Origin of the sequence: Pseudomonas sp. 21LCFQ02, from assembly GCF_024129895.2 — a bacterium.
GTDB lineage: Bacteria > Pseudomonadota > Gammaproteobacteria > Pseudomonadales > Pseudomonadaceae > Aquipseudomonas.
On the sequence record NZ_CM178749.1, the window covers coordinates 5072250 to 5085482 of the forward strand.

Annotated in this window: 10 protein-coding genes; 5 read left to right on the forward strand and 5 right to left on the reverse strand. The window is 61.0% G+C overall.

The features are described from left to right. Positions 1-44 precede the first annotated feature (44 nt). The 4 genes from NJC40_RS22925 to NJC40_RS22940 all read right to left on the reverse strand — a co-directional run bounded on the left by NJC40_RS22925 (position 45) and on the right by NJC40_RS22940 (position 5348). Positions 45-1691, reverse strand: coding sequence for a BCCT family transporter (locus tag NJC40_RS22925; RefSeq protein WP_253142565.1), 1647 nt, complete (start codon positions 1689-1691; stop codon positions 45-47). Between the two features lie 176 nt (positions 1692-1867). Beyond that, on the reverse strand, positions 1868-3010 hold the full coding sequence (locus tag NJC40_RS22930; protein ID WP_253142566.1) for an FAD-binding oxidoreductase: 1143 nt from the start codon (positions 3008-3010) through the stop codon (positions 1868-1870). Between the two features lie 6 nt (positions 3011-3016). Further along, complete coding sequence (locus tag NJC40_RS22935) at positions 3017-4273, reverse strand: aromatic ring-hydroxylating oxygenase subunit alpha (RefSeq protein ID WP_253142567.1); 1257 nt, start codon at positions 4271-4273, stop codon at positions 3017-3019. Positions 4274-4391: 118 nt separating this feature from the next. Beyond that, positions 4392-5348 carry a LysR substrate-binding domain-containing protein gene (locus tag NJC40_RS22940; RefSeq protein ID WP_253142568.1) on the reverse strand — a complete coding sequence of 319 codons (957 nt, stop codon included), beginning with the start codon at positions 5346-5348 and terminating at the stop codon, positions 4392-4394. A gap of 547 nt (positions 5349-5895) precedes the next feature. On the opposite strand from NJC40_RS22940, the gene proV reads away from it, so the two are divergent. The 5 genes from proV (at position 5896) to fdhA (ending at position 11820) form a co-directional block, all read left to right on the forward strand. Beyond that, a complete protein-coding gene (gene proV, locus NJC40_RS22945) occupies positions 5896-7056 on the forward strand; it encodes a glycine betaine/L-proline ABC transporter ATP-binding protein ProV (protein ID WP_253142569.1) in 1161 nt (386 codons plus the stop codon). 28 nt (positions 7057-7084) lie between these two features. Beyond that, a complete protein-coding gene (gene proW, locus NJC40_RS22950) occupies positions 7085-8038 on the forward strand; it encodes a glycine betaine/L-proline ABC transporter permease ProW (RefSeq protein WP_253118187.1) in 954 nt (317 codons plus the stop codon). 57 nt (positions 8039-8095) lie between these two features. Then, positions 8096-9133 (forward strand): glycine betaine/L-proline ABC transporter substrate-binding protein ProX, encoded by a 1038-nt coding sequence (proX, locus tag NJC40_RS22955; protein WP_253142570.1) that lies wholly within the window; start codon positions 8096-8098, stop codon positions 9131-9133. 98 nt (positions 9134-9231) lie between these two features. Then, entirely contained in the window at positions 9232-10578 is a 1347-nt protein-coding gene (gene dddP, locus NJC40_RS22960) for a dimethylsulfonioproprionate lyase DddP (RefSeq protein ID WP_253142571.1), read from the forward strand. A gap of 39 nt (positions 10579-10617) precedes the next feature. Next, positions 10618-11820 (forward strand): formaldehyde dehydrogenase, glutathione-independent, encoded by a 1203-nt coding sequence (gene fdhA, locus NJC40_RS22965; RefSeq protein ID WP_492180415.1) that lies wholly within the window; start codon positions 10618-10620, stop codon positions 11818-11820. A gap of 182 nt (positions 11821-12002) precedes the next feature. Here the strand turns inward: fdhA and NJC40_RS22970 are convergent, their stop codons facing one another. After that, a complete protein-coding gene (locus NJC40_RS22970; RefSeq protein WP_253142443.1) occupies positions 12003-12959 on the reverse strand; it encodes a hypothetical protein in 957 nt (318 codons plus the stop codon). Between the last annotated feature and the right edge of the window lie 274 nt (positions 12960-13233).

The window sequence follows — 13233 nt, forward strand, 5'->3', positions numbered from 1 at the left end:
GAGCTTGCTCGCTCCCACAGGGTCGGTAGTGCTTATCTGAACAGTCAGGCGGTCGTCTTGCGCACCGCCGGTTGCTCGAACCGGACGGCTTCAGCAGCCATCAGCGACGCTGAATGGGCCTCAAGCAGTGGCGCATTGGCAAACAGGCTGCGGGTCAGGCTGTAGCCGGTCAGCAGCATGTAGAACGCGATCGGCAGGCCCACCACGATACTTGCCATCTGGATCGCCACCAGCCCGCCAGCAATGATCAGGCTGGCGGCAATCGCCCCTTCCAGTACACACCACAGTACCCGTATCCAGTTCGGCGGGTTGATGCTGCCCAGTGAGTTGAGCATGCACAGCACCTGGGTGCCGGCATCGGCCGCGGTGACGAAGTGCACGGCCAGCAGCAGGCAGACAATCACACTGAGAATACCGCCCACGGTCGGCCCGTCCAGACGCTCAAGCAGGGTGAACATCGCCAGGGTGGTTTCCTTGCGGGTCGCCTCCAGCACCGGGCCACCCTTGAACTCGCCAGCCGCCTGTTGTTCGGCGACCGGCAACTGCGCATAAGCGTGGCGGGCCTGCTGTTCGTCCTTGAGCGACGCGCCGCCGAACACCGCCATCCACAAAATAGTCACCATGGTCGGCACCAGCAGCGCCCCGAACACCAGTTCACGGATGGTCCGGCCCCGGGAAATACGCGCGATGAACAGGCCCACGAACGGCCCCCAGGTCATCCACCACGGCCAGTAGAACGCAGTCCAGCTTTTCTGCCAGTCTGTATTGGCCTGGGTGTCGGTCCAGAAGCTCATGGCGACGATGTTCTGCAGGTAGTCGCCGGTCGATTCGAATGCCAGGTTCATGATGTAGTTGGTTGGCCCCAGGGTCAGCACCACCAGCATCAGGCCGAAGGAGATCCACATGTTCAGGGTCGACAGGCGCTTCATGCCCTTCGACACCCCGGCCACCAGCGAGATCGAGGCAATGATCGTCACCACGGCGATGATCGACAGCTTGAAACCCATGCTCACTGGCACGCCGAACACCTGATGCAGGCCCATGTTGATCTGCTCGACCCCCAGCCCCAGCGATTGGGAAACGCCGAAGGCGGTCACCGCACCGCCGACAATGTCCACGGTATGACCAATCGGCCCGTAGATGCGCTGACCAATCAGCGGATAAAGGATCGAGCGCAGCGCCAGTGGCAGCCCTTCGCGGTAGGCGTAATAGGCCAGGCCCAGGCCGATGATGGTAAAGATTGCCCAAGGGTGCAGACCCCAGTGCAGCAGGGTAATGCGCATGGCCATCGACGCGGCCTGATCGGTCATCCCCGCAGTGAACGGGTTGCTGGCGTAATGCAGCACCGGTTCTGCAACCGACCAGAAGATCAGCCCAACGCCCATCCCGGCGCTGAACAGCATGGCAATCCAGGCGGCAAAGCTGAACTCTGGCGCTTCATCGGGGCGGCCCAGTTTCAGACTCCCGTGGCGGCTGAAGGCGATCACGATCAGCAGCGCCAGGACGCCGCTGACCAAGGCCAGGTAGAACCACTTGAGATTATCCAGAATGGCGTCGGAAGCGCCTTTGAACACCCCCGCTGCCTGGTCACCATAAGAAGCGCAGAGGATCACGAACGCGACGACGATGGAGATCGACCCCACCGTCACAATAGGGTTGAGGCCTTTGAACAGGCCTTGTTTTGCACGCATCAACGATGTCCTTCTTATTCTTGGAAAATGGGTGAAGCGTCCCCCCTGCGGGAGCGGGCCTGCCGGAGTGCCGGACCACAGCGAAAAGGCCGGAAAATTCACGGCATCTGCTGCGAATGTGCCGCCGTCTTCGCCAGCAAGCTGACTCCCACCGAGCTGCCAGAACAGCAGTGGGCTTACAGATCGACCACCAGGTCCGAGGTCGGGCGGCTGCAGCACAACAGGCGCATGCCCTTGTCAATTTCACGCTGGCGGATGCCACCGTTGTGGTTCATTTCCACCGTGCCTTCCAGCACCGCGGTCTTGCAAGTGCCGCACACGCCCTGGCTACACGAAGACGGCACCACCGCGCCAGCGGCCTTCGCCGCCGCCAGCACGGTCTGGCTGGCGGTCATGGTGAACTCCTTGCCGGAACGGGCCAGGCGCACGGTAAAGGTGCCCTGCTCCTGGCTTGGAGTGGCGGCTGGCGCAGGCGCTTCGACCACCACTTCGGCAGTGATATCGAAGCTCTCCTGGTGGTAGCGCTGCATGTCGAAGCCGGCACTGCCGAGCAGCGACTTGACCGCGTCCATATAGCCCTTAGGTCCACAGGTAAAGACTTCACGCTCTTGGTAGTCAGGAATCTGCCGTTGCAACTCTTCGACCGACAGGCGCCCTACCGGCCCGCTCCAGTCCGGCTCGTCACCCAGGCCCTCGCAGAAAAACAGGGTGCGCAAACGTGGCATCGAACGCTCCAGACGCGCCAGCTCATCACGAAAAATGATGTCCTTGGGGGTGCGCGCGCTGTGCACGAAGACAATGTCCAGATCCGCGTGCAGATCAGCAGCGGCGCGGGTCATGGCCATTACCGGGGTGACCCCGGAGCCGGCCGACAGGTACAGCAGTTTGCGCGCCGGTGCCGCCACCGGGGTGAAGATCCCGGCAGGTCCCGAGGCTGCCAGTGCATGACCGGCGCGCAGGTTATCGTGCAACCAGTTGGACACCGCGCCGCCCGGCACCCGCTTGACGGTAATCGAGAAAGTGAACGGCCGGGTCGGCGTCGAGGACAGCGTGTAGCAGCGTGAGACGCTCTGCCCATCGATGACCGGCGATACGGTGAGGAACTGCCCCGGCTCATAAGCCAGTGCCGAATAATCCGGGCAATGGAAAGTAAAGGTCTTCACGTCGTGGGTTTCATCCACGACGCTCAGGCATTCGATGCGCCTGGTATCGCCGCTGCCCCACTGGGCGCCATAGGCGCTCCAGTGGTCGGTGTCGGCAAAGCGCTGGTCAGCACGCAGGCTGGCCACGTTCTGCTGCAGGTTCTCGAGCATATTCATCGGCGGTCAGACTCCGTGGGCGGCGAGGCGCGCGCGATACCAGCGAGCAAACTGGTCGACATACGGCTCGGTGAATTCGGAATACGGGCCAGGCGCGAACGCCGGGTCCTGAGTGCCGCTCTGGGTGATCGCCACCAGTGCCGCGTCTTGCTGGGTGGTCGCCACCCAGACTTCGGTGAGCCGCTTGAGGTCATAATCGACGCCTTCTACGGCGTCCTGATGCACCAGCCATTTGGTGCGCACCAGAGTGCGGTCCGGCGACAGCGGGAAAATCCAGCTGATCATCGCGTGGTCGCTCATCACGTGCGCCCAGGCGTTGTTGCCCCACATATGCGTATCGCCCAGATCGCGCCGGGTCAGGTTGCCCAGCAGCTTGGTGCAGGCCACTTTGGTGTCGAGTGTCTGCGACTCGCCGGCGCCTGCGATGATCATCCGCTGGGTGCGAAATTGAGTCGGCGCGTTGTCGTCCAGGTGCTCGACGGTCTCATACAACAGGCCGTCGCTGGCCCAGCTGGCTTCGATGCCGGCCTTGCGAATCTGATAGGCGTCATAGGAGGCCCGATCGGCTTCGCTCATTTCTTCCAGGCTTACCCCCAGGTCTTCAGACTGATAGGAGACGATCAGTTCCGGGTGGGTGCCTTCGCAGTGATAGCACTCGCGGTTGTTCTCCATCACCAGTTTCCAGTTGCCGTTTTCGACATAGTCCAGCTCGTAGGCAATCCGGGTTTTGCTCAGGTCAAACGGCTCGAAACGCGGTGCCATCGCCGCCTGTAAATCGGCGATGTCCTCAGGCGGGTTGTCGGCCAGACACACCAGTACATGGGCGCCGACCACCACGCAATTGACCGGGATCAGGCTGCGGCACTTGGGATCAAAGCCTTTGCCCATGTTCTTGGCATGCTTGAGGCTGCCGTCCAGGTCGTAAGTCCATTGGTGATAAGGACACACCAGCATGCCCACAGTGGACTTGCCGGCCGGTTTGAGGCGTGCGCCACGATGACGGCAGACATTGCGGTAGGCGCGAACCTGCTCATCGTCGTCACGTAACACCAGAATCGAAGTCTTGCCGATATCCACCGCATACACATCACCCGGCTCCGGCACGTCGGCGGTGACCGCAACGGTGATCCAGTGTTTGTGAAAGAACACATCGACATCGGTCTCGAAAACATCCTGGCGACTGTAAAGTTCGCCATCCATGCCAAAACCGGGGCGGCGTGCATCGAGCAATTCGCTATGCGATTTGTTGGGTGAAGTACTCATAATGACCCTCAGGCACTTTATTTTTTTGTTTGTTAACCCAGCACAGGTTTGAGTGGATTATCAAAGTGCCCCGAAAGTGCGTCAATGCGCTTAATTTTACCTCTCCCATCACTTCAGGTTATTCAGCAATTTCCTGCACCTGAACCGCTTGGGTTTTTACTTGCAGCCATTGCGCAATCGCCAATACATCCGGATTAACACAATGACCATGTGGCACCACCAGGTAATAAGCATCTTTGGGGCGCACGACAAACGGCTCCAGCCGGACCAACGTGCCGGCATCAATAAAGTGCTCGACCATGCGCCCCCAGCCTAACGCCACACCATAACCGTTCAACGCGGCCTGCACCGCGTCGGTATATAAACTGCAACGCAAGTTGTACTTCAGCCCGGCCAGGTTCACCCCTTCATCCTTGAACCAGCTTTGCCAGGTCACCCAGCCTTCGGAGGTGGCGTCAGCATCCAGCAAACCGGCACCGGCCAGTTCATCGAGGCTCAGCGGTATCGGATTGCGCGCCAGCCAGGCCGGCGAGCACACCGGGAAGACCTCTTCTTCGAATAGCAACAGCGCGTGGCCGTCGTCCCACTCGCCGTTGCCAAAGCGCACATCCAGGTCGAAATCCGGGGTGCGCAGGTTGCCGGTGAACATCTGGGTGGCAAGGCGCAGACGGATATGCGGCAAGGTCTCGCTGAGGCTGGCCAGCCGCGGCATGATCCGGCAATGCGAGAAGGTGGCGGTCGAGCCCAGCACCAGTTCGCGCTTGTCACTGCCCTGGGTGATCTGGTCAAACCCACTGGCAATTTTTTGCAACGACTCGGAGATGATGGCAAATAACGTCTCGCCGCCTTCGGTCAGGTAGATGCTGCGGTGCAGGCGCTGAAACAGCTGCACGCCGATATTCTCTTCCAGCACCTTGATCTGTTTGCTGACCGCCGCCTGGGTGACGCCCAGCTCCTTGGCGGCCAGGGTAAAGCTGTTCAGCCGTGCGACTGATTCGAACTGTAACAGGGCAGTCATCGACGGGATGATGCGCCGGTAACCCTTCTGGGTGCTGCCAGCTTGCTGGTTTCTCATTATTGTTCCGCAATCAGGTTTTCACGAATCAGGTTTTCACGAACGACTAGCAATAAACAGGCCGACAACGTGTTGAGCCTATAACTCGGGTCGTCATCGCCCGCTCATGGCGTTCAGGCCGCGGCCAATATAGATATCCGCACACCACCCTACAATAGCGAGGCCCGATAGCAGCACCCTGCATAACCTGAACTCATGCAAGAGGCACTTTAAGTTATCCAGCCATTGATCGCCCCGACACCCGCCAACCCGACCTGCCGCCCGATCATACAATTTGACCCATCCATACAATCAAGCCCTTGCCACCGGGATTAAAGTGAATCAAGTTCTGCAAACACAAGCATCCCTTAGTGCGCAACGAACGATAATTAATAAAAACAACGCATTGTTAGCAGGCCATCTTTCAACCCACGCCTGCAACAAATAAATCGCCCTACCTTTTTACTCGCTCACTGTGCTGAGCGGCCTGCCAATCACCAGCCGGTATCCAGAACGTTTAGTTGGGTCTCAGGCATTAATTGGTCACAACTATAATAAAGAGGGTCGTATGAGTGATACCGATGAAATCCTTGCGGTAAAAAACATCTTCAAGGTCTTTGGTCCGAATCCGGACATGGCCATGCAGATGTTGCGCAACGGAGCCGATAAAAACGAAATATTCAGCAAAACCGGCCATGTGGTCGGTGTCTTCGACGCCAGCTTTTCAGTCAAACGCGGCGAAATCTTCGTCATCATGGGCCTGTCCGGTTCGGGCAAGTCGACCATGGTGCGGCTGTTCAACCGGCTGATCGAACCCACCTCCGGCAGCATCCACCTCAATGGCAGGGAAATCACCGGGCTGTCTGATAAAGACCTGCTGGATGTACGTCGGCGGGAAATGGCCATGGTGTTCCAGTCGTTCGCCTTGATGCCGCACATGAGCGTGCTGGAAAACACCGCTTTCGGTCTGGAAATTTCCGGCGTGGCCGAAAAAGAGCGTCACGCCCGTGCCAGTGAAGCGCTGCGCCAGGTCGGCCTGGGCGCCCATGAGCACAGCTACCCGCACCAGTTGTCCGGCGGTATGCAACAACGGGTCGGCCTGGCCCGCGCGCTGGCCAACGACCCGACCATCCTGCTGATGGACGAAGCGTTCTCGGCGCTCGACCCATTGATTCGTCACGAGATGCAGGGTGAGCTGATCCGCCTGCAGGCCGAGCAGCAACGCACCATCATTTTCATCTCTCATGACATCGAAGAAGCCATCCGGATCGGCCACCGCATCGCGATCATGGAAGGCGGCCGGGTGGTGCAAATCGGCACTCCGCAGCAATTGATCAATCAGCCGGCCAACGACTACGTGCGCACCTTCTTCAAGGGCTTCGACAGCTCGCGGGTGCTCAAGGCCGGTGATGTGGCGAAATTCGACCCAGCCAGCGTGTGCAAACTCAACGGCAAGGCGCCGCAGTTCAAAACCGGCAACGATTACGGCTACCTGATCGACGAGCACGGCCACTTGCTGGGCGTAGTCGACACCGATGCCAGCGGTGTTCCGGCAGCGGATCGCTATCGCCTGCATGAACAGCAGCCGGTGTACACCGACACCCCGCTGCACGAAGTGCTCGGCATCGTCGCCGGCCTGCCCTACCCGGCTCCGGTACTGGACCGTGGCGGTGCGTTCAAGGGCACGATTTCCAAGACCCTGTTGCTCCAGACCCTGAGCCGCGACTAAGCGCCCACGCCAAAAAGAGGTAGCCCCCATGTCCGAATTCAGCCTTCTCGATCCGTTCCAGTCGATGACCATTCCCTTGGGCGACTGGGTAGAAGCCGCACTTAATTACCTGGTACAGAACTTCCGCGAAGTGTTCCGTGCCATCCGCTGGCCCATCGATCAGGTGCTCAACGGCACCGAATACATCCTGCAAAGCATCCCGCCGAGCATCGGCATCCTGTTGTCGTCATTGCTCGGCTGGCAGCTGGCGGGCAAGCGCATGGCCCTGTTGTGCTTTGTCACCCTGACCCTGCTGGGCTTGATCGGCGTGTGGTCGGAGTCAATGACCACCCTGGCGCTGGTGCTGACGGCGGTGTTTTTCTGCGCGGTGATCGGTATTCCGCTGGGCATCCTCTGCGCGCGCAGTGACCGGCTGGAAAAGATCATTCGTCCGGCACTCGATGCCATGCAGACCCTGCCCGCCTTCGTGTACCTGGTGCCGGTGGTGATGCTGTTCGGCATCGGTAACGTGCCCGGCGTGCTGGTCACCATCGTGTTCGCCCTGCCGCCGCTGGTGCGCCTGACCAACCTGGGTATTCGCCAGGTGCCGGAAGACAAGATCGAAGCCGCCCGCGCCTTTGGCTGCACGCCCCGGCAGATGCTGACCCGTGTCCAGTTGCCGCTGGCGACCTCGACGATCATGGCCGGCATGAACCAGACCCTGATGCTGTCGCTGTCGATGGTGGTCATCGCCTCGATGATTTCCGTCGGCGGGCTGGGCCAGATGGTTCTGCGCGGCATCGGCCGGCTGGACATGGGCCTGGCCACCGTCGGCGGGGTCGGCCTGGTGCTGCTGGCGATCTTCCTTGACCGCCTGACCCAGGCGATGGGTGAGCGCAGCAGCGCCGAACCGGGCCGCCGCTGGTATCACACCGGGCCGCTGGGCCTGCTGCTGCGCCTGTTCGGCGCCAACCCGGCTGCAGGGCGGCGCAAGACCGCCTGATTCACTCCCCTCTTGATCTGCCGTACTTGAATAACAACCAGAAGAAGGTATGCCACGATGTTTGAATTCAAGATATCCCAGCGCTTTAGCCAATGTGCCTGCGCCGTCGCGCTGGCGGTCGTGTCACTGGGCATGGCGACAGGCGCCAGCGCGGCGAGCTTCGAAAAACCGGGCGAAGGCGTGAAGATCACCCCGGCCTTTCCGACCGTCGATGAAGAACGCTTTCGCGGTGAAATCGCCATCGCGGGTCTGCGCGAGCTGGGCTACAACGTCCAGAAACCCAAAGAAACCGAATACGCCACCATGGTCCTGGCGGTTGGCTTCGGCGATGCCGACTTCAGCGTCAACCTGTGGGACAAGTTGCATGCCAGCTTTTATCAGAAGGCCGGTGGCGACGCGGCGATGATCAAGGCAGGCGACATTCTGCCGGGCGTATTGCAGGGTTACCTGATCGACAAGAAAACCGCCGATGCCTACAACATCAAGTACATCACCGACCTGAAGAAACCGGAAATTGCCAAGCTGTTCGATGTGGATGGCGATGGCAAGGCTGACCTGACCGGCTGCAACCCCGGCTGGGGCTGCGAGCTGGTGATCGCCCACCACATGAAGGCGTACGAGCTGGACAAGACCGTGCATGTCAACCAGGGCTCCTACTTCGCCCTGATGGCCGACACCATCACCCGCGCCAAGGCCGGCAAGCCGGTGCTGTATTACACCTGGACCCCGCAATGGGTGGCCGGTGTGCTGGTCGAGGGCAAAGACGTGGTCTGGCTTGAAGTGCCCAAGACCGACCTGCCGGGCGGCGATAACAGCGTCAACACCCAGTACCAAGGCAAAAACCTCGGCTTTGCCGTGGACAAGGTCGAAGCCGTCCTGAACCGCAAGTTCGCCGAGAAGAACCCGGCGGCGCTGAAGTTCCTGTCGCTGGTGCAGATCAGCGCCGCCGACGAAAGCGCGCAGAACCTGAAGATGCAGAACGGCGAAAACAAAGCGGCAGACATCCGTCGCCACACGCAGGAATGGATCACCGCACACCGTGCCGACTTCGACGCCTGGCTGCAGGCCGCCCGGGACGCCGCCAAGAAGCCGTAAACCGTTCGCTGGCAAGTCGGCTGCCCCTGTCCGGTGGCAGCCGGCTTGCCAGCGAAGCTTTTGACGACTGGCATTACAAGAACAAGGAAAGTCCAGCCATGATGACCTCACCCTTCTCCATCGCGCACCACGCCCGGCGTATCGAGCCGGGCCGCGTTACCGACAGCCCGTTCAAACCCGACGGCTCGGAAAACCACAACGACCGGGTCGAGATCGGCCCGACCCCGCTGGCCTTCGCCGAGTGGGATGCCCTGGGCCTGCAGGCGCCGAACCTGGCAGCCATGCGCGAGTACCGCCTGCAACGCATTCGCGAGCAACTGATCAAGCGCGATCTGGCCGGCATCCTGCTGTTCGACCCGCTGAACATTCGCTACGCCACCGACACCACCAACATGCAACTGTGGACCACTCACAACCCGGCCCGTGCCTGCTTCGTCGCGGCCAGCGGCCATGTGGTGCTGTGGGATTTTCACGGTTGCGATCATCTTTCAAGGCACCTGCCGCTGATCAGCGAACTGCGCAGCGGCGCGTCGTTTTTCTACTTCGAAACCGGCGAGCACACCGACCTGCACGCTAAACGCTTCGCCGGGCAAATCAATGAACTGCTGCGCAACCACGCAGGCTCCAACCGCCGCCTGGCTGTGGACCGCATTGAGGTGGCCGGCCTGCGTGCCCTCGATGCACTGGGCATCGAAGTGCACAGCGGCCAGCAAGTCACCGAACTGGCACGAGTCATCAAAGGCCCGGACGAGATCCTCGCCATGCGCTGCGCGGTGGCGTCCTGCGAAGCATCTATCGCCGAGATGCGCCTGGCGATGCGCGCCGGCGCCACCGAGAACGACGTCTGGGCCGCGCTGCATGCCGGCAATATCCGCCGCGGCGGCGAGTGGATCGAAACCCGGATTCTCAGCTCCGGCCCGCGCACCAATCCCTGGTATCAGGAATCGGGGCCACGGGTACTGAGCGATGGCGACCTGCTGAGCTTCGACACCGATCTGATCGGCGTGTACGGCATGTGCGTGGACATGTCGCGCAGTTGGATCTGCGGCGACCTGGAGCCGAGCGCCGAGCAAAAACGCCTGTACCGCATCGCCCATCAACACATCAGCGTCAACACCCAGATGGTGCGCCCCGGCGTCAGCTTCGCCGAGCTGACCGCCCAGGGTCATCGCCTGCCCGAGAGCTGCCGCGCCCAGCGTTACGGGGTGATGTTCCACGGCGTGGGCCTGTGTGACGAATACCCCTGCATCCGCTACCCCGAGGATTTTGAGTCGCACGGCTATGCCGGCGAGCTGGAGACGGGCATGGCGCTGTGCGTGGAGGCCTATATCGGCGAGGTTGGCGGCAAGGACGGTATCAAGCTGGAGAACCAGTTGCTGGTGACCGAGACCGGCTGTGAAGTGCTGACCCATTACCCGTTCGAGAGCAGCTTTCTCAACGATTGATTTGCATCGCCCGCAGTTTTTGTAAAAGGAGAAGTAGCAATGAGTACAGGCAACAGAGGCGTGGTGTACCTGGGGGCCGGCAAGGTCGAAGTCCAGAACATCGATTACCCGAAAATGCAGGACCCGCGCGGCAAGAAGATCGAGCACGGTGTGATCCTCAAGGTGGTCGCCACCAACATCTGTGGTTCCGACCAACACATGGTGCGTGGCCGTACCACGGCGCAGATCGGCCTGGTATTGGGCCACGAGATCACCGGTGAAGTGATCGAGAAAGGCTCGGACGTCGAGAGCCTGAAAATCGGTGACCTGGTCTCGGTGCCGTTCAACGTGGCGTGCGGTCGTTGCCGCTCGTGCAAAGAGATGCACACCGGCGTGTGCCTGACCGTCAACCCGGCGCGTCCGGGCGGTGCTTACGGTTACGTTGACATGGGCGACTGGACCGGTGGCCAGGCCGAGTACGTGCTGGTGCCCTACGCCGACTTCAACCTGCTGAAACTGCCGAACCGCGACAAGGCCATGGAAAAGATCCGTGACCTGACCTGCCTGTCGGACATTCTGCCTACCGGCTTCCACGGTGCGGTGACCGCTGGCGTTGGCCCAGGCAGCACGGTCTATGTCGCCGGCGCCGGCCCTGTGGGTCTGGCCGCTGCCGCTTCGGCGCGCCTGCTCGGCGCTGCCGTGGTGATCGTCGGTGACCTGAACCCTGCGCGTCTGGCGCATGCCAAGGCCCAGGGCTTTGAAATCGCCGACCTGTCGACCGACACCCCGCTGCATGAACAGATCGCCGCGCTGCTGGGCGAGCCGGAAGTGGACTGCGCGATCGACGCCGTGGGCTTCGAAGCCCGTGGCCACGGCCATGAAGGTGCCAAGCACGAGGCGCCGGCCACGGTGCTTAACTCGTTGATGCAGGTGACTCGCGTGGCGGGCAAGATCGGTATTCCGGGCCTGTACGTGACCGAAGATCCGGGTGCAGTAGACGCGGCGGCCAAAAACGGCGCCCTGAGCATCCGCTTCGGCCTGGGCTGGGCCAAGTCGCACAGCTTCCACACCGGTCAGACTCCGACCATGAAGTACAACCGCCAGCTGATGCAGGCGATCATGTGGGACCGTCTGAACATCGCTGAAATCGTTGGCGTGCAGGTGATCAGCCTGGATCACGCACCGGCTGGCTACGGCGAGTTCGATGCAGGCGTGCCGAAGAAATTCGTCATCGACCCGCACAAGACCTTTAGCGCGGCCTGAACGTCAGGCCAACTACTGATCTCTGTGGGAGCGACCTTGGTCTGGGCGGCATTCCGACGAAAGGGCCAGGAAAGTCACAGCATCTGCTGCGAATGTGCCGCCGCCTTCGCCAGCAAGCCAGCTCCCACACATCTAATAAAACAGTATCGAGGCGAACAGTAACGGGCCGGGTCTGCTGCGGGTCAGCAGGCCCAGTCCAGCTCCATCTTCACCAGGTCGATTTGGCCGTTGCCGCTACCGAAATTGAAGCCGCCGAAATCCTCTTCGATCTCCAGATAGCGCGGGCCGAACTCCGGGTAGCCCTGCACCGGGAACATGGTCCCGCCAAGGTGATTGCGGGCATGCCAGCGCTCCAGATTCTGCGCCGTACCGGCATCACTGAAACCCTGGATGTAACCGCTGTCCTTGCACTCCTCATCCCACTCGCGTGGCGGCTTGCCGACATTCGGGTCGTCCTCGCGCTGTTCGGCGCGGATGGCAAAGGCAGTGTCGATACCCGCCTCCCGCCCCTCACCGGGCAGCCACTCATAAGCATCGGTGCCTGGGTTACGCACTTTTTCATACCCCAGGTATTCGAAATAGCTGTGCTCAAGCCAACGTGGCGCCTTGCCCAGCAGCGGATTGCCGCTCAGTGCCGGCGGCTCACACAACGCCGCGTCAAACTCGGCCTGGGTCAGCCAGATCGCCGCGTAATGGGTGCCGAGAATGTCACTCATGTCGAACTGCTTTGGGTGGCGCGCCTGCCGATGGGTCCAGAACGGCAGCAGATGCGCATCAGCCGGTGGTTCGTCAGCCAGAGGTGCGGCAAAGAATGCTTCGATAGCCTCACTGGACTCCAGCTCTTCGAACTGGTCATCGACGAACAGGCTCAACGCCACGAACCGCTCACCCTGGCCGCGATACTGCGCCGGCACATGCAGCGTGAAGGCGTGGCGCAACGGGTAACCGTAGACCGGACTCAGCGGCCATTGCGCCGGCGTGATGCCCGGCGGCCGGCCCAGGCTCCAGCCGCCGGCCCATGGCGCGCCACGGTCGGCTACTGGCAGGGGCTGTTGCGGGTCGCGCAGCAGATCCCAGGCGGTGGTCAGGGTCGGGTCAGCGAGCAGTTGAGGCGTTGCGCAGGAAGATGTGTCAGTCATGATCGAGCTTGCCTGGATGGATACAGATGGCTATCAGACCACGGTCGTGGCGGTTTTATCAGCAGCCGGAGAAAATTCCAGCGCAGACTGATGCAGCAGGTATCGGAAGCAGCACGAATTAAATCAGCTTAATTAATATTAAAACCGATAATAATTCTTAAAAAGCATGATTAGCTTATAGCCAAATATGCTTTCCTCGGCTTTTTTAAAAAGCATATCTTTTATCCAACCCGACCCCACGACATGGCGGAGGCCATGGACTTCTGTTGCCGCG